Source organism: Paenibacillus sp. sgz302190 (genome assembly GCF_059820445.1).
Window position 1 is genome coordinate 40,952 of record NZ_JBZYAO010000048.1, and the last position, 18,137, is coordinate 59,088.

Annotated in this window: 11 protein-coding genes; 4 read left to right on the top strand and 7 right to left on the bottom strand. The window is 54.8% G+C overall.

Translation table 11 applies throughout. From position 1 onward, the window contains the following. Positions 1-561: 561 nt before the first annotated feature. From AC6RNO_RS32715 to AC6RNO_RS32730, 4 genes are all read right to left on the bottom strand, one after another. Entirely contained in the window at positions 562-1,230 is a 669-nt protein-coding gene (locus AC6RNO_RS32715; RefSeq protein WP_497107983.1) for a hypothetical protein, read from the bottom strand. Between the two features lie 267 nt (positions 1,231-1,497). Next, positions 1,498-2,370, bottom strand: coding sequence for an ABC transporter permease subunit (locus AC6RNO_RS32720; protein WP_497107984.1), 873 nt, complete (start codon positions 2,368-2,370; stop codon positions 1,498-1,500). A 28-nt stretch (positions 2,371-2,398) separates the two neighbouring features. Continuing rightward, positions 2,399-3,301: an ABC transporter permease gene (locus tag AC6RNO_RS32725; protein WP_474682959.1), complete on the bottom strand. Its 903-nt coding sequence runs from the start codon at positions 3,299-3,301 to the stop codon at positions 2,399-2,401. 157 nt (positions 3,302-3,458) lie between these two features. Next, positions 3,459-5,051, bottom strand: a complete 1,593-nt coding sequence (locus tag AC6RNO_RS32730; RefSeq protein ID WP_497107985.1) for an extracellular solute-binding protein — start codon at positions 5,049-5,051, stop codon at positions 3,459-3,461. A gap of 386 nt (positions 5,052-5,437) precedes the next feature. On the opposite strand from AC6RNO_RS32730, the gene AC6RNO_RS32735 reads away from it, so the two are divergent. From AC6RNO_RS32735 to AC6RNO_RS32750, 4 genes are all read left to right on the top strand, one after another. After that, entirely contained in the window at positions 5,438-9,208 is a 3,771-nt protein-coding gene (locus tag AC6RNO_RS32735) for a response regulator (RefSeq protein WP_497107986.1), read from the top strand. Between the two features lie 113 nt (positions 9,209-9,321). Beyond that, the gene (locus AC6RNO_RS32740; protein WP_497107987.1) at positions 9,322-10,011 is read left to right on the top strand and encodes a response regulator; all 690 of its coding nucleotides are present in this window, start codon (positions 9,322-9,324) and stop codon (positions 10,009-10,011) included. A 134-nt stretch (positions 10,012-10,145) separates the two neighbouring features. Further along, complete coding sequence (locus AC6RNO_RS32745) at positions 10,146-11,996, top strand: EAL domain-containing protein (protein ID WP_497107988.1); 1,851 nt, start codon at positions 10,146-10,148, stop codon at positions 11,994-11,996. After that, positions 11,984-12,955 (top strand): HD domain-containing phosphohydrolase, encoded by a 972-nt coding sequence (locus AC6RNO_RS32750; RefSeq protein WP_497107989.1) that lies wholly within the window; start codon positions 11,984-11,986, stop codon positions 12,953-12,955. The genes AC6RNO_RS32745 and AC6RNO_RS32750 overlap by 13 nt, the downstream gene beginning before the upstream one ends. A 127-nt stretch (positions 12,956-13,082) precedes the next feature. Here AC6RNO_RS32750 and AC6RNO_RS32755 read toward each other — a convergent pair whose 3' ends face one another. The 3 genes from AC6RNO_RS32755 to AC6RNO_RS32765 all read right to left on the bottom strand — a co-directional run bounded on the left by AC6RNO_RS32755 (position 13,083) and on the right by AC6RNO_RS32765 (position 16,481). After that, entirely contained in the window at positions 13,083-14,168 is a 1,086-nt protein-coding gene (locus tag AC6RNO_RS32755; RefSeq protein WP_497107990.1) for a Gfo/Idh/MocA family oxidoreductase, read from the bottom strand. 347 nt (positions 14,169-14,515) lie between these two features. Next, positions 14,516-15,460 (bottom strand): helix-turn-helix domain-containing protein, encoded by a 945-nt coding sequence (locus AC6RNO_RS32760; protein WP_497107991.1) that lies wholly within the window; start codon positions 15,458-15,460, stop codon positions 14,516-14,518. Between the two features lie 16 nt (positions 15,461-15,476). Beyond that, positions 15,477-16,481, bottom strand: coding sequence for a Gfo/Idh/MocA family protein (locus AC6RNO_RS32765; protein ID WP_497107992.1), 1,005 nt, complete (start codon positions 16,479-16,481; stop codon positions 15,477-15,479). Positions 16,482-18,137: the final 1,656 nt, after the last annotated feature.

Here is an 18,137-nt window from a genome sequence, read left to right on the forward strand (position 1 = left end):
AGCCACCCGGGTATTGCCGGGGTCTGACCCACCGCCGGGTGAGGCGCAACGTTGGGATAGAACACTGCTTAGCGGAGTTGCATGAGGCGGTTTGGCGGCAAGACCGAGGGGAAAACCTGCAAAAGTGCAGGAATTTTCCACGGAAAAGGCCCATTTTAGCGAAAAGCCTGCGAAAGTGCAGGAATCTTCGACGAAAATGAGTTTTGAGCCCATTCGTCAGTGAAAAGCCTGCACAATTGCAGGAATTTTACGCGGCCTGCGTATCTACATGCAAAAAACTGCACTTTTGCAGGCTTTCTTTGCCCAAAGCCAGTCAGTTTGTGCTTATTGGCTCTGGCGGGTGGGTTTGCTCGACTTCCTGACTTCTGCTGGCTTTCTTCGCGTAAAAACCAGTTTCAGTATTGTGCTATCGGATCTGGCGGGTGGGGAGGTTCTTGACAACCTAACCTTCGCTGGCTTTCTTCGCGTAAAAACAGTCAGCATTGGGCTACCGGATCAAGCGGGTGGGTTTTCGACAGCCCACCAAAAAAACCGCCGCTCTGTCTGCCAGAGCGGCGGTTTTCACATAATATGCAGGCTGCGGATTTCACTCAGCTGCTCCTGTATGCGCTGCGGAATTTCCGCAAGCAGTTCGGGCCACGAAACATAGTGCGCGTCCGACCATTCGCAGCGCTTAAACGTCATCGCCGGCCGGAAGGCCAGCGTCTTCAAGTAAGCTTCAACCATCCGGTTGATCCCCTCGTCAGTGTGCACAATGCCCGCTAAAAAGCCGGGTACAGTCAAGCCGTCTTTTCCGGCCTCTTCGTATGTGCATTGGTACAGCTTCGGGACGAGCTGGAACCAGTCCGCATCGGGCAGCATCGCATGCTTCCCCGGCTGGCTGAACAGCCGGACATGCGTACCGTCCTCAACATTGCTGCGGTCTGCCAGCAATCCTCGCAGAAATTTGCCGTGAAAGCTGGCTTCGCAGTCAAGCACCTCTCCGTCCTGGCCCACGAAAACCCACACATGCTCCAGCTCATACAGATGCTGAATGTCATAGTCCCAATAAATCGCATATTCAATAATAGTCTCGACGCGCCGGTCGTACGTATCTACCGTCCGGTTAAAGGAAGGGGAACGCTCACCCGGCTTCAACAAGGTAACGCCGACGCGTACCGGCAAGAACGGCTCGTTCCGGTCGAAATAAATAGCCGGCTCGTACTTGCGGATCCATGACAAATTGTTCATGCCTGCTCCTCCTCGTTCATCTATGGATGTTTGTATGATCGTCCTACAGCTCCGCGCAATGTCTTTCGCAGCAGGTTCGGTAGTCTGGGTCTTGATGCCGTACCGCCTTTTGCAGTGGGGAGGCAGCAGTCCGGGTTTTGATCCGGTTTTGTTGTCGTGCCAATCGGTGACAGGACGGGCCGAACCGCCCCGGCACCGCCCCAACGCCCCGCGCCCGCCGCACCGCCTCGGCCACGCCCCAGCGCCCGGCCCGGCTGCCGGCCTCCACTACTCCTTCACGGCGCCGAGCATCGTGCCGGAAATAAAATATCGCTGCAGCCACGGGTACACGATCAGGATCGGAACCGTGGCGAAAATGACGCTGGCGCCTTTCAGGCTATCCGGCAGTACTTGCACGAAATTCAGCCCCTCCATTTGCAGTTGATCGTTTATCATGCTGTTCTTGATCATTTGGTACAGCTTGAGCTGCAGCGGGTACAGCTTGGGGTTCGTAATATAAAATAGCGAATCCATGAATCCGTTCCAGCGGCCGACCGCATAAAACAGGCCGAGCGTTGCCAGCACCGGACCGGACAGCGGAAGCACGATCCGGGTCAGCATGACGATGGGGCTAGCCCCGTCTATTTGTGCGGATTCCTCCAGGCCTTTGGGGATCGACTGGAAGAACGAAATCATAATAATTAAGTAAAACGGGCTGACGAGCAGCGGCAAAATAAGCGACCACATCGAATCGAGCAAATGCAGCTCTTTCACCAGCAAATACTCCGGTATAAGCCCGCCGCTGAAAAACATCGTGAACACGATAAACAGCATCAGCGGACGCCGTCCCCACAGCCCGGTGCGGGTCAGCGGATAGGCTGCGCAAATGGTCATCAGCATGCTGATGCACGTATACAGCACCGTCAGCGCCGCCGTAAACGCAAGCGATCGCAGCATGAGCGAATCGGTTACTACCCGACGATACGCTTCCAGGTTCCATTCAACCGGGAACAGCGTCACCTGGCCGGACAAAATCGGGGCGTTGGAGCTTAATGAAATCGCTGCGATATGCAAAAACGGGGCCAGGCTGAACAGCAGCAGAAGCGCGATCGCCGCCGAATTTACGAGATCAAAGACGCGGTTCGCCGTTTTGGGGCTCATGCACATTCCTTCCCTCCGATTGTTCTCACTAAATAATACTTTGGTGCGTCAGTTTCTTCGCCGCGTAATTGGCCGACAAAATAAATACAAGCCCGACAACCGACTGGAACAGCCCGACCGCCGTCGCAATGGTGTAGCGTCCCGTCTCCAGACCGACTCTATAAACAAACGTGCTCAGCACGTCGGAAAATTCCTTTACCGTAACGTTCCCGATCACATAGGGGCGTTCGAATCCGATGGAAACCATGTCCCCCAGCTTCAATATGAGCAGCACTACAATCGTCGACCGAATTCCCGGCAGGGTTACATGCCAAATCCGGGCTAACCGCCCCGCCCCGTCCGCTTCGGCGGCTTCGTACAAATCCTTGTTGATCCCGGCGATAGCCGCAAGAAAAATAATGGTCCCCCAGCCTGCGCTATGCCAGACGCCGGTGCCCAAATAGGTGAGCAGCCAATAATATTTGTCCGATAAGAACGGATACGGGCCAAGCCCGAACCAGCTTAACGCTTCGTTCACCAACCCGGATTGGGTGGAAAATAATTGGTAAACCATGCCGCCGATGATGACCCAGGAAATAAAATGCGGCAAATACAATATGGATTGCGAGCTTTTTTTGAACCAGCCCGTCCGCAGCTCGTTGAGCATCAGAGCCAGCAGTATCGGGGCCGGGAAAGAAACGAGCAAATCAAGCCCGTTCAGCAAAAAGGTGTTGCGCAGCGCGACATAAAAATCATGCATGCGAAATATTTCCCGGAACGCCTTGAGCCCAATCCACGGGCTGTCGAACACGCCTCTGAAAAGGTTGTAATCCTTAAAGGCGATGATGACGCCATACATGGGCCCGTATTTAAACACGGTAAAATAAAGAATTGGCGGCAGCAGCAGCAAATACCACTGCCAATTGCGGCGAGCATACGCGATGGCTTTCATAAAAGGCCTCCCAGATGATGAACTTCACGGCAAAAAGAAAGCATGCGGGAAGCTGCAGTCCATGCATTCGCATCCTCCCTGCATGCGCAAATCAGGACGCGGGCAGCGCGCTCGGCAGCACATTGCCGCTTGTCCGCGCCGCCTGTTGTCCGTTCATTTACTTTCCTTTCTTCTCCGCCGCATAAGCCGCTTTGCGCTCGTCAACGATTTCCTGGCCGCCGCTGCTCATGTAATCTTTCAGCATCGCGTCATACGTTTTGTCAAACTCATCCGGTTTGACGAGCATACATTTTACGAGCAGCGTCTCGTACTTTTCCTGAAGCGTCTTGCCGTATTTCGCTTCCGAATCGATCGGAGTATTGAAGCGGATTTCATTAAAGCCATCGGTCATGGAAATTTTGAGCGATTGCGTATAATCGCTGCGGTACTCCTTGGGAGTGGCAATCGCCATGGCTTCCATATTTTTGTCCGCATTCTGGAAGTCTCTGCCGTTGGAGATAATCGCCATGTCCGACGAGTTATACATCAAATTTTTCGTTTCCTCGGAATCGATCCCAACAGGCAGCCCGTTTTCCAGCGTATAATTTTTGCCTTCGAACCCGTTCATTAGCGTAAACAGGTTGTCCTTCTGGGACATCCAATTCAAATATTTGATCGCCTCCGCCTGATGCTTGCTCGACTTCGGAATCATGATGAACATCCCCGCCGGGCGATAAAGCGCCTTGGCATATTTCCCTTCCGCGTTGGAAATCGTGTCGATCGGCAGCAGCTTCGCGCCAGGCGTATTTTTTTGCAGCGTTTTATAGATGCCCGGCGTATCACCGAAGCTGCTTCCGACATCCTCCGTATAGAAGCCGACCTTCCCGGTCATAATGTCCTGTTGCAGCTTCTTCTTATCCTTGTCCAGCGCAAAATCCGGGCTGACCAAGCCTTCATTATAGAGCTTGTTCATAAAGCGGACGGCATCCTTATGGCCCGGCAGCAGCAGCGGGAACTCGCGCCCCGACAATTGCTGGGTGAGCGTCGCCTTTTCTTCCTCGGTTGCGCCTTTTACGCCTGACCATACGAGCAGGTCATAGGAAGCGGCTGAAAGCGCCATTCCCATCGGAATCGTTTTGCCGCCGGTATTGCCGGGATCTTTTTCCTTAAACGCTTTGAGCGTGGTGTACAGCTCCTCGGTCGTCTTCGGCGCCGGGAGTCCCAGCTTGTCCAGCCAGTCCTGGCGGATAAACGAGGAATAACGGCCTTGAAACACCCGTTTCGCCGGAATGGTGTATTGTTTATTTTTGTATAGACCGTAGGAGAGCGTATCTTTGCCGAGGAAGCCGGTCAAGTTCGCGCCATGCTCCTTCAGCGTGTCGTCCAGCTCCGCCAGACCCCCTTGGTCCGCATATTTTTGAACGGTTTTAATATCGTACGTAAACACAATATCCGGCGCATCGCCGCTGGCCATCATGATGTTCAGCTTGTCCACCTCTTGGCTGCGGGGCACAGGAATGTATTCCATCTTGATGTTGTTCGGGCTGCCGAACTTGTCCTGAACCCATTTCGTCCATGGATTGTCCGTTACGGTAACCCCGGTCGGCGAATTCCCCCGGTCGAACACTTCCACTTTCAACGTGACCGGCTCTTTCTTCCCTGCAGTTTCCGCTGCTTGCTTAGCGCCTTCAGATGGCGTATCTTTCGCACAGCCGGTGATCGATGCCGTCATGACGGCCGCTGCCAACAACAGACTTGCCTTCTTTCTCACTTTGTTCAGCTCCTCTCCTTTTTTGCGGTGCGCGCTGCTGTGATATCGTTCAGCGAGCCCCTCCTTTTTTATACTAGAAGCGGGGGATTCGGGGCAATGAACATGTTTTCAGACGTTAAACCAGGCTGCATTTCAATCGCGCTCAGCGTGCTAAACCAAATGTCAGACGGCCAACTTGACGCGCAAAAAGCGGATAAACCCGCATGCTGAAGCCGGCGCCGGAATGCCGGGAATGACGCCGGCCCTGCAATAATCGTTTATACTCATTATATCTGCTTGTTCATTTGGGCGCTGAACTTCTCCGGCCCGGCTTGCTTATATTGTTCTCAATTGTGAGCGCCAGATGACGATATATGAAGTATGAGGAATTGGAGGAGGCTTTTTTCATGAAATTATCGCTGCATATCAAAATGATGATCATGCTGATGGCGGGAACTACGCTCTCCCTTTGCCTGGTCGGTTTTACGAACTATCGGCTGTCGACCGCCAAAATCAACGACCAACTGGTCGAGCAAACCCTTAACACCGTAGAGGTCGCCTCCCAGAACCTGGATAACTATTTTTCCGTCCGAACCGACGAAATTGAAATCATTAGCCGTACCACTGTGATGCGCATCGGTTCGTTGCAGCAAAGACTCGATTACTTGTCCCGGGAATTGCAGCAGGGCAAGCTGAAAAACTTTTCCAATTTCGGCATTGCGGACACGAACGGGACGTTGACGGCAACAGACGGAAAGACGGCCGACATTTCCGGTCTTCCGGTTTTTCAAAAAGCTTTGCAGGGCAGATCCGCCGTTTCCGATCCCTATATCGGGCTGATCAATCACCAGTACATCGTGACGATCATGGTTCCCGTATTTGACGATCTCGACCGGGTAACGTGCATAATCGGAGTCGCCCTGGACGCCCAAAAAGTGTTTGCCCAACAGCTGCGGGTCGACAATCAGACCGGGGACCGCCGCTTTATTCTCGTCAACCGGGAAGGACGCGGCCTGTACAACTCATCTTCGAGCAGTATCCCGAATCCGAATACCAACTATTTGCAGGATTTCCCCAACGCCACAGCCGACATTCAAGAAGCCCTGAGGCATGAAAAGGGCCATTTCGAAGTGGACATCAACGACCGGAAAAGTCTCGTTTTTTATGCAAACGTCCCCAATACAAGCTGGCATCTGGCGCTTTCCATCGCTACTTCCACCTTTGATGCTCCCGTCAAAAGCGTATTATGGAATACCATCGTCATCGTGCTTGTGACCGAAGCGGTTCTGCTCACGGGCATATACCTGGCGGTCAATTCGCTCGTGACCCGGAGGGTCAAGCCTATCGTCAGCGCGACCGAGGCAATAGCCGGCGGCAACTTTTATATCGAACCGCTGGAATCCCCGTCGCATGACGAGCTTGGCGTGCTGTCCGAATCCGTCAACGAAATGATGGAGAAGCTGCGGGACTTGTTTGAGCCTTTCGAAACGTTTTTCCGGCAAAATCAATATGCGATGATCGTCACGGACCTTGATTTCCGCATTACCTATTTTGACCGTCGCGCGGAAGAAATGCTCGGGTACGATTCCGCGAAAGTGCTGTTCAAGAAAACGCCGCTGCTCTGGCTGGACCGGAAGCAATTGGAGCGGCGCGCCCGCGCCTATTCGGAGGAATTGAAGGAAAAAGTCGCCGCCGACTGCTCGGTGCTTGTGATCAAAGCGCTGCGCAATCTGGAAACGGATACAGAATGGACCTGGATCAAGCAAAGCGGCGAACGTCTGCCCGTCAACGCCAATGTCACCATCATGACCGATAAGGACAATTCACCCAAGGGCTTCGTATTTATTGCAAAAGACATCACCGTTGACAAGGAAAGCGTAGAAACCCGCAACCGCCTGCTCAGCATACTGGCTTCCGCGCACGATTGCATCGCCTCTTTCGATATGAAAGGCCATATGTTTTTCATCAACCAGGCGGGCATCCGTCTGTTCGAAATCAACGAGCGGGAGCCGCTCGACACCAACATCAACAGCTACATGAGCGCATATCAAATGGCGCAGTTCACCGAAGGCTTGCTGAAAGCGCAGCAAGAAGGCTATTGGGAGCACGAAATCGAAGTGATCACATCTACCGGGAAACGTCTGACGACACACCAGACGATCGTCGCTCATCCGACGGCCGGGGAAGATTTTTATTACTCCACGATCGTTCGCGATGTGACCGGACAAAAAAAGATGCAGATCGAGGTGCTCCAGGCCAAAGAAGAGGCCGAACTGGCCAATCAGGCCAAAAGCATGTTTCTGGCCCGGATGAGCCACGAAATCCGCACGCCTCTAAACGGCATTATCGGCCTTTCCCACCTGATGCGAAAATCCAGCTTATCCGAAATTCAAATCGATTATATGGAAAAAATCATCACCTCTTCCCAATCCTTGCTGCAAATTATTAACGACATTTTGGATTTTTCCAAAATCGAAGCCAACAAGATGAACATGGAGTCCGTACCGTTCTCACTCGGGGAAACCGTGCAAAAACTGTCCAGCACATTGAGCGTGCTGCTCGGGCATAAGCCGGTCGATATGATTATCGATATCGATGGCTGTCTGTCCGAACGCTATATCGGAGATCCGTTCCGGCTGAATCAAATTTTGCTCAATCTGACCAGCAATGCGGTTAAATTTACGGAAAAAGGCCTCATCGAGCTGCGCATCCGCAAGCTGGAGGAGGACGGAGACACCGTATGGCTGCAGGGCTCCGTGCGGGACAGCGGCGTCGGCATGACGCAGGAGCAGCTGCGCCAGCTCTTCCAGCCGTTCGTTCAGGTCGACGGCTCGAAAAGCCGGAAATACAGCGGCACCGGGCTCGGACTCGTCATTGTCCAAAGCATCCTGGAGCGGCTGAACGGCACGCTGAACGTAGAAAGCGAAGTAGGACAAGGCAGCTTGTTCACCTTCACGCTTCCATTGCAAAAAGACGAGGCCAAAGACCCGGCCGTCCACCTGCAGCAGCGTGTCCTCGTTGTCGAAGACCACGATCAAATGCGGGAGCATCTGATCGCGCTGCTGCAAACTTTGGGATGCGCTGCGACGGGAACGGATTCGTGGGAGCGCTCGATGCAGCTGCTGGATGAGCTGCCGCTGGATATGCTCATGCTCGATATGGAAGCCGGCGATATGCACGGCGAAGAGACTTGGCAAAGCATGAAGCGCGAAGCGGACCGCAAAGACCTGCGGACGCTCGTCTACACTTCTTTGGCCGGCCGGGACGCCATCCAGGCTTTGCCGGAAGAGTCCAGGCCGGATCGAATTTTGATCAAGCCGATCAGCCTCATCGATCTGCGCGACTCGATCCAGCATCTGCTCTCCGCGCCGGTTGAGGACTATGCGGCCCTGCTTGGCCCGAAAGTTCCCGAAGCGGGCCGGGGAACGCCGATACTGCTCGTCGAAGACCACTTGATCAACCAGACCGTCGGCCGCGAAATCCTGATCGGCCAAGGCTACACGGTAACTACGGCCAACAACGGTTATGAAGCTTTGCTGGCTTTGAACGAAGCATCCTTCCAGCTTGTATTGATGGATGTGCACATGCCGGAGCTGGACGGCATCGAAACGACGCTGCGCATTCGCGCCGACGCCAGGTTCAAAGACCTGCCGATTCTTGCGCTGACGGCAGATACGACGAAGCAGCAGCATCAGTCCTGCCTAGATGCGGGCATGAACGGCATCATCATGAAACCGCTCGATCCGGAGCAGTTCATCTCGATGGTCCGCCAGTGGGACCGTTCCGCTCGTCCCCTTGCCGCCGCAGCCCGGGAAGAACGGCAGGAGCACGCCAGCAGGCAGCCTCTGGACGCGGACGAAGCTTTACGGCGGCTGGACGGCAAAAAAGAGCTGTTTATTACGCTGCTGGAAGCGCTTATTGCCGAGTGCTCGGGAATTTCGGCCGAGATCGAACAGGCCCTGGAAGAGCAGGACCGCGATTCGGCGGGGCGGATCACGCACAGGCTGCGGGGCGCTGCGGCCACTTTGTCCGCTCACGGCGTATTTCAGGCGGCCAGCGAACTGGAGCAGGCTTTTCTAGAGGAAGAGCGGATCGAGCCTTTTATGCAGGAATTGAAAAATCAAATTGAATTATTAATCGAAACTGCGAACTTATGGATGAAACGACATAAACAATAATAGACTTACAAATTTCGTCAATATATAATGAATACTAGGCAAATTGTTAGCAAAATATGAGCAAAACTAACAGTTTTTTAACGTACCTGTCTTATGAAACGGGGGGAATCACATTGGTTAAGGTCCTTATCATTGAGGATGACAATATCATTGGCGAGATGCTGCGGCTTTATTTGGAAGAAGAGGGATACCTTGTAGAGCGTGCCGATACGGCGCAAGCGGGCTTTTCTTCATTAAAAACATATACGCCGGATATCATTTTGCTGGATTTGATTTTGCCGGATGCCCAGGACATCGATCTTTGCTCGGCGATCCGGGCGCAAACGGCAACCCCGATCATCGTTATTTCCATGAAAAATGAAACCAATACCCGCATTCAGGCTCTGCAAGTCGGCGCGGACGATTATCTCAGCAAGCCCTTCAGCATGCAGGAGCTGAAAGCGAGAATTCAAGCGGTTCTGCGAAGAGTGCAAATGATGCCCACTCCTCCTGCCGTCGAGCCCGCCGCGAAAAAAGAAGCCGCCATTTATTTGGACGAGGAACGCAGAGTCATCATGATGGCCGGAACGGCTATCGAAACGACTTATTCGGAATACGAGATCATGAAGCTGTTCGTGAAATCGCCCGAAAAAGTGTTTAGCCGCGATGAGCTGATTAACGCGATCCGCGGCATCGATTCGTTCATTAACGACCGGTCGATCGACGTCCACGTCACCAATCTGCGAAAAAAAATCGAGGAAGACCCCAAATCCCCCCGTTATATTAAAACGGTCTGGGGAGTCGGCTACAAATTTATTCAATGAAAAGAGAAGTCCAATGCGGACTTCTCTTTTTTTCGGGATAATTTAATATTTTGCTAATATCCATCTCTCAAGTTCCTAAAAACTTTTTTTCCATAATGAGGACAGCATCCAACGAACGATCGGAGGTCCGCGTATTGTCCTCTTCACAAATCGCCTTCAATCTGCTCAAAAATTTAGGCGATATCGCCTTATTCATCATTCTCGTCAATCATCTGCTCCCCCTCGCCATCCATTGGAAAAAATGGGCCAAACACGCTGTCTGCGGATGCATCTTCGGCTGCGCGGCTCTCCTGTCGATGAACATGCCGATTCATCTCGCGGATGGCGTTATGCTGGATATGCGCAGCATCCTTGTCGCGCTCGGAAGCTTTTACGGCGGAGCCCTTGCTGCCGCCATCGGCTTCGTGCTGACCGGAGGATTCCGCCTGTGGCTCGGAGGGGCCGGAGCGTTCTCGGGCGTCATGATGGCGGCTACAGCAGCGGCCATCGGGCTTATGTACCGCACGATCCATATGAAATACGGCGCGTCCGGCAAATTTGCGTTTCCAACGTTGTTCGGGCTCTCGGTCCTGGGCGCCAATGTGGGATGGGTCTTCCTGCTGCCGCCGCCTTCGGCGAAGCTGCTCATTTCGGAAGCCCTGGTCCCTATTCTGCTGCTCAATCCCCTGGCGGCATGCTCCATTATGCACTTCATTCAAGCCGAGTCGCAGCGCAAAACGGCCAGGCTGATCGACCCGGAAAGCGGGCTTCCGAACAAGCAGTGGCTTAAGCTCAAGGTTCGGCGGCTGATTCGAAAGCGCATCCCGTTTTCTTTCATCGCGCTTCGCCTGGACAATCTGTCCGCCATCGGCGCCGTTTACGGCCATGGCTTCCGCAGGCGCATTTTGCAGGAGATGAGCTTTCGCCTTCAGGACGAGCGTCCGGTGTTCGTCGGAGAGCAGGAATTCATCCTGTGCCTCACGGAACAGGAGCTTAAGCGCGGAATCGATGCTTATGCCGACAAACTCAGGCTCGTCATCACCAAGCCGTACAAGATCAACCATATGCCTCTTTGCCTTTTTGTCGACACGGCGACCTTCAAGCATCAGGGCGAGGAAGCCGAAACGTTTATCGAATCGGCGCTGCAAGCCTTTCGGCAAAAAGGCGGAATACCGGCCGCGGTCCCTTCCGAAGCGGCTTTGCTTCAGCGGTACAAGCTTCAAGACGCGCTGTACCATGCGCTTCGCAAAGATCAGCTTTCTCTGCATTATCAGCCGCAGTTCGATCTTCTTACCGGCGAACTGCGCGGTTTTGAGGCACTGCTCCGGTGGAAGCATCCGGTCATGGGCTTCATTCCGCCCGCCGAATTCATTCCCATTGCCGAAGAAACGGGACTCATCAAGCCGATCGGCTTATGGGTGCTGGAACAGGCGTGCGCGGCCCATCTGCAAATTATCCGCTCGTTCCCGGACGCGACGATGTCGGTCAACATTTCCGCCGCGCAGCTGTCCGATAGCTCTTTTCCCGGCGAAGTGAACCATATTCTTCAAAACGCCGGTCTTCAGCCGCAATCGATCGAGCTGGAAATTACGGAAAGCATGCTGATTTCCTCGTTCGAATTCGCCGAGCGGCAGCTCCGCCTGTTGGAAACGATCGGCGTCCTGCTTGCGCTCGACGACTTCGGCACAGGCTATTCCTCGCTCAATTATTTGAAACGGTTGCCCCTCCACACCTTGAAAATCGACCGTTCCTTCACCCAGGACGTTGTAAATCCGCGCGAATCGATCATTATGCAGTCCATCGTCCAGCTCGCCAAACAACTGGATTATGTGGTCGTCGCGGAAGGGCTTGAAACGGACGAACAGCTGTCGGAGCTGAAAAAATTAAATTGCGATATCGCTCAAGGCTATTTGTTGAGCCGTCCGCTGCCCGAAGATCAACTGCCCGGCTTTATCGCCGAGCTGCTGCAAAATAACAACGAGGAGACGGCCCCATGCACATCGTGAACCTGAACGAAATCGCCCCCGGCATCTGCCGGCTTGTGCGTCCCGTATTCGATGAAAACGGAACGTGCCTGTACGCATCCGGCGAGCAGCTCGACTGCTGCCTTTTGCGGCAATTAACCGAGCTGCGGATTGAAAAAATTGTAGTCGAGGATGAAATGACCCGGGAAGTACGTTTTCCCGAATTGATCGCTTCGCCCGTCTGGATAGATTGGGTTCGTCAAACGCGCGACATTTACAAGACGGCCGCCGGCGGGCGGCTGGACATGCAAAAGATCGAAGAAATCGTGACAGCCATGCTAAACATGTGCGCGAAAAAAAAAGTGATCGTCCCTCTGCCCTCCGGTTCCGTGCCGGAGCGCTTACGGCTATACGCCCACGCGGTCAACGTCGCGCTGTGGTCGCTGCAAATCGGCTTGCGGTTTCCGTATACGAGCCGGCAACTGTTCGAGCTCGGCGTCGGAGGGCTGCTGCACGACATCGGCAAAGAGCGGGCCGCGAGCCGCAGAGAGCACCCGCAGGCGGGTTACGAGATGCTGCAGGGGCACCCGGAAATAAGCGCAATGTCGGCAATGATAGCGCTTCAGCATCACGAGGCTTTGAATGGAACCGGTTACCCGCAGGAGCTGCGCGGGGAAGCGTTTGGGGAGCAGCCGCAAATATGCGGAATCGCGAACCTGTTTGAAAAGTTTGCCGAGACGTGCCGCTCCATGTACGCGGAAGCACTCGATATCGTCCAGGCTTTTCAAAGCACCTGCTATCACGCCACCGTCGTAGCCGCCGCTGTCCGCACGATTCCCCGGTATTTGCCCGGCTGCACGATCCGCATTCACAACAGCGAGCCGGCGATCGTCCTGTCGTTGTCGGACAGGCATCAGCCTCTGCTGCGCTTCGTCCATACCGGGCGGTACTATACGCCAAGCTTAAGCAACAGCCTGGTTTACGAATTTGTCAAATCATAAAAAAGAGCCCAAAAACGCAGCCCGCTTGACGGACTTCGCGCAGCTCACAGCGCGCGGTGCTGCGCTGCATGGCGGCGGTCGGTCGATCACAAACGAACTTCGCCTTCGGGCCCGAACGGCCCCGGTCTTATTGGTTGAAATAAACCGCCTGCCCTGTGCGGGACGATTCGTACAGCGCTTCAAGAATTTGCGATACGACGTATGCCTGCTCCGGGGTGACCACCGGTTCCCGGTCGTTGTCGATCGCGTCCAGCCACAGCCTCATCTCCAGATCGGGCGCGCTATCCTTGGCCCCGTCGTAAAACGCGACGCCGCCGGCGTTCATCTCCACCTCCGTCGTAAACAAACGGCTGTTCTTTTCGCCGTTGATGCTCAGGCCGCCCTTCATATCGGCGCCGCCTTCCGTGCCGCACAGCGTGCACTTGGCTTCGTCGACTTCAAGCGAGTTCAGCGCCCAGCTCGATTCGATCACGATGCTCGCGCCGTTCTCCATCACGACCATGCCGAATGCGGAATCTTCCACCGTGAACTTGGCAGGGTCCCACGGCCCCCAGGCGTTAGCTGCATTCTCGCGCTGCGATAACTTGTGGTATGCGGTGCCCAGCACGACCCGAGGCTTGTAATTGTCCATCATCCACAATGTCAGATCGAGCGCATGTGTGCCGATATCGATAAGCGGACCCCCTCCCTGCTTCTCTTCATCCAGAAAAACGCCCCAGGTCGGCACCGCACGTCTGCGGATCGCGTGAGCTTTGGCGTAATAAATATCGCCCAGCTCCCCGGCGGCGCAAAGCTCCTTCAGGTGCTGGCTGTCCGGGCGAAAACGATTGTTGTAGCCGATCGTCAGCTTTTTGCCGGTACGGCGGGCGGCTTCCGCCATCCGCTTCGCGTCTGCGGCGGTTTTGGCCATCGGCTTTTCGCACATGACGTGCTTGCCCGCTTCCAGCGCCGCAATCGTAATATCCGCATGGGAATCGTTCGGCGTGCATACATGTACGATATCGATAGTTTCGTCCTGCAGCAATTCCGCATAATCCGTATAAACCTTCGCGGCTTCCGGGCCGTACGTTTTGGCCGCTTCCTCGGCCCTTTCCCTTACAATATCGCAAAATGCCGCGATCACGACGTTTTGCAGCTTGCTCAGGCTCGGCAAATGCTTGCCGTTCGCGATACCTCCGCAGCCGATAATGCCTATCCGATACACTCGTGTCATCGTTGACTCCTCCTTTTAAAATGTTAAGCTTTCTGTGCGCACGTCTCTCCCGGAGCGCGTTGCAGCGCTTCAACGCACATCTTCCACCGATCCGCCGGGCAGTGCTGCAACCCACATCCTCCACCGACCCGCCGGGCAGCACTGCAACCCACATCCTCCACCGATCCGCCGGGCAGTGCTGCAACCCACATCCTCCACCGACCCGCCGGGCGGCACTGCAACCCACTTCCCCCATCGATCCGCCGAGCAGTGCTGCAACCCACATCCTCCATCGATCCGCCGTACAGTGCCGCAACTCACATCCTCCACCAACCCGCCGTACAGTGCTGCAAGGCAGGCCGTCATGGTCAGACCCCGTGCCCGTTGCGCATACGGTATTCCTGGGGCGTAATGCCGAAACGTTTGCGAAATACCGTGTGCAAATAATTCGCGTTTGCAAAACCTTCGAGCATGGCGATTTTGTCGATCGACAGCTCGCTTTCCTCCAGCTTCCGGCATACGGCTTCAAGCCTGACATCTTCCACGATGCCTACAAAAGTGCGCTCGCCGTGGTGCGCCTTGAGAATGCGCTGCAGTTGACGCGAGCTGATGTTCAGCTTCTCGGCGACATCCTCCAGAGTCAACGTCCCCGCATAGTTCGCGCGGATGTATTGCAGTGCAAACCGGTAGCGGTTGACGCTCAAATCGCGGGAAGGAAGCTCGGGCCGGGCGCGGTCGGCTCCATAGGCGCGGGCCGCGCGGAGCAAAATTTGCACGATGCACTGCTTGATCGTCGTGTACGAGCCGAGAACATTTTCGCAGCATGCGGTGTACGCCTCCAGGAAGAACGGCATCGCTTCGTACATGTCCTCGGCCGGGGCAAGCGGTGCGCCCTGCAGCTGGTCCACGCAGTTTTTCGCTTCGGCAATCTCCCAGGGGTCCGCCCCGTATTCGCTCGCGTTCGCATACACCGAGCTCCTGTCGACGATATCGATATGCAAGCACAGCTCATCCATCGCTTCCTGCGCGTCCGCTTCCTGAAAATGCATGACGCCCGGACCCGTCAAATAAAACTGCCCGCCCGTCAGGTCGAAACACCGGTCGACGAGGATCACTTTCCCTTTGCCGCGCGGGATAAAATGGAACTCGAACTCGGAATGCTTGTGAAAAGCTACCGTCTTCCCGGGAGCAAAGGAGGTCAGATGAAACCGGAGCACCCTGATCTCGTAATGCCCCCAACGAACGGTAAGATCGAGTCGCTCCAAAGCGTCCTGGCGCTCCCGCATCGCTTCGTAAGAGATTCCAGTGTGCAAACCGGCTTCCTCCTTGTCAGCCTTGGAGCTCATCCAGTCGGACAGCGCGGTTCTCGCGTGCCGACCGGTTAGACGCCTCCATCAGCTTGGTCAGCTCCACGGCCAGACGAATATTTTCTTCGGCCGACGTACCGCTGCGGATGTGCTCCACCCATTGTTCGAAAGCGCTTGCCCTTCTGTCGGGGAGAGGAACCTCATGCCACGCATCCGAGAACCGCCCGCCTGTGCCGCCCGTTCTCAGCAACAGCTTGTTCTCCGGCGTTCCGTACAGCAAAGTGCCTTCGGTGCCGTGAATCTCGATAGTAAAAGGCGATTGACTGTTCACAAACCCCGCTTCGACGATCCCCAGCGCGCCGGACCCGGTCGAAAGCATCGCAACCGCGTTGTCCTCCACCTGCTTGCCGGTCACATAGCCGAACCGCGCCGTAATATCGACGGGAGCCTCGCCCAGAAACAGGCGCGTCAGGTACATCGGATGGCAGCCGAGATCGATTAAAGCGCCTCCACAGCACTGTTCCGCATTAAAAAAATGTTCCGGCAGCCAGCCGGCCGTCGCCCCGTTATGCGACAGCCGCGCACGCACGAGCGTAACGTCTCCGAGCAGCCCCTGCGCCAAAATATCGCGGATCGCCAGCGTATATCCGTCGTTAAGGCGCGGCAGCGAGACGGTCAACTTCACGCCGCTGCTGTCAGCCGCGGCTACAATTTCATTCGCTTCGCGCAGGGTGGGCGCCAGCACCTTTTCCGTGAAAATGTGCTTGCCCGCTCTCGCCGCCGCCAACATAACTTCGCTGTGCCGGTTTGTCGGCGCGTCGACAATGACCGCGTCGATGCCGCTGGACAACAGCTCGTCGAGCGATGCGAAGAACGGCACCCCCTGCCGGTCGGCCGCTTCCTTGCCGCGGACCGGATCTTCGTCCCACACTCCGGTAATTTCCGTATCCGGATGCTCCTGGGCTTGCTTCGTATAATCCCATGCATGTACGTGCCAATAGCTGATTTTGCCAATACGCAGAGTCATCGCAATCGCTCCTCCATGTATAAAATTTAGACATCCTCTGCTAAATGTAGCACAGTATTCGCTTTATTTTTAGTTCAATTTAACGACATTGACGTATAAATTTACGACATCATGCACAGGCGCTCGTTTCCCGAGCAACATAAAAGAAATTACCGTGGAAACTCAGCGGCGGCAAAAATTTGCATGGCTCCGCGGGGAGTTGAAGGAAACGGTGCGCGACTCCAGCAAGCTCAGCACAGCGCAGCGCAGAAACCTGCGAAAGCCATGAAGCCGGACAACTCACAAAACGATCAACCCGGACAACCTGCAACAAGTCTCATGACCCCGTCGACGTTACACCACAGAATGAAAATAGTCAGGTCAACTGCGTTTTATCTTCGTAAGCTGCAAAAACTCCCTTGACGCTGTGAACGTCGCCCACTGAATGAAAATAAGCAGGCTACAACGTTCTATTTTCGTAAGCTGCTCCCCCCATAACCCCCATGTACGTCGTACCACTGAATGAAAATAATCAGGCTGCTGCGTTCTATTTTCGTATAAAGTGCAAACTGTTGAGGGACGTACACTAGAGAGGCGCATCCCCACTAAAGCGTTGAAAACCTGCAAAAACCAGATTGTCGATAAAGTGACGCGCTAGAGGAAGCAGTGGGGGAGGCAGCCGCCCTTCCTCAACCCACTACTCTCCTGTACGGGTTACGACACTAAAGTAAGGGGCTACAGGGCGGCTTGTCAGAGTGAAAACCTGCAAAAGTGCAGTTTTTTTCCGTAAAAATGGTTCATTTGGGCGAAAAGCCTGCGATTGTGCAGGAATTTTCGATGAAAATGAATCTGAGCCCGTGTTCGCGGTGAAAAGCCTGCACATTTGCAGGAATTTTCCATTTCCAGAGTATCATCCGAGCAAAAACTGTACTTTTGCAGGCTTTCTGCGCAGGGCCGCCCATCGGCGCTCGCTTCGCGCTCCGTGCTACGCTGTCCTACGGCGCGACGGCGGCGCTCGTGGGCGCACCTCCCGCGCCCGGCGGCATTCGCTTCGTACTCCGTGCGATGCTGCCCTACGGCGCGGCGGCGCGGCCCCCCTACCGCGCACAACGGCGCCCGCTCGCGCTTGTCCCTCTCTCCCATGGCTATGCCTTTACAGCTTGGAAAATGTCAATGAAACCTGACATAAAGCGCTTTCTTTTCAGTTTCTGTAGTAGTCTCATCCGTTAAAGTAACTTGAAGTACAACTTCTCTATCTGGAGGCCGAATTCCGCAATGGGAGGATGCTGTTGGAAGCGATGGCTGCTTTGGTTGAGCACGAACGGGAATTGCAGGAACCGGTGGGTGAGATCGGACTTTACTGCAAGCCGACCGACGCTAATCGAAAGCTATACGGCAAATTCGCAAAGGAAGCTTTGTGCTTGGATTGGCGGAAGTCGGATATCAGAATCGGGAAGTCGCAGTGCTCGGCAACAGCTGCTTTACACATGAGTACCGAAATAACCGGACATGGCGTGAGGTTCATTGGATGCGGCCGGGCTCGCGGCGCCCCTCCGGCGGGCCCACTCCCACGGCAATGTTGTCAGGTTAAGCGGTTATAGCCCCCGCCGCTTGGTCTTCGTGAATTTGTTAGCTTTTGTCTGTTTGTTCCGTTTGAAAGAGCGATCCTTCACTATG

Bases quoted from the DNA above. Each gene is read 5' to 3' on its own strand.
- AC6RNO_RS32715 (WP_497107983.1), bottom strand. From the start codon at position 1,230: ATGAACAATTTGTCATGGATCCGCAAGTACGAGCCGGCTATTTATTTC.
- AC6RNO_RS32720 (WP_497107984.1), bottom strand. From the start codon at position 2,370: ATGAGCCCCAAAACGGCGAACCGCGTCTTTGATCTCGTAAATTCGGCG.
- AC6RNO_RS32725 (WP_474682959.1), bottom strand. From the start codon at position 3,301: ATGAAAGCCATCGCGTATGCTCGCCGCAATTGGCAGTGGTATTTGCTG.
- AC6RNO_RS32735 (WP_497107986.1), top strand. From the start codon at position 5,438: ATGAAATTATCGCTGCATATCAAAATGATGATCATGCTGATGGCGGGA.
- AC6RNO_RS32750 (WP_497107989.1), top strand. From the start codon at position 11,984: ATGCACATCGTGAACCTGAACGAAATCGCCCCCGGCATCTGCCGGCTT.
- AC6RNO_RS32755 (WP_497107990.1), bottom strand. From the start codon at position 14,168: ATGACACGAGTGTATCGGATAGGCATTATCGGCTGCGGAGGTATCGCG.
- AC6RNO_RS32765 (WP_497107992.1), bottom strand. From the start codon at position 16,481: ATGACTCTGCGTATTGGCAAAATCAGCTATTGGCACGTACATGCATGG.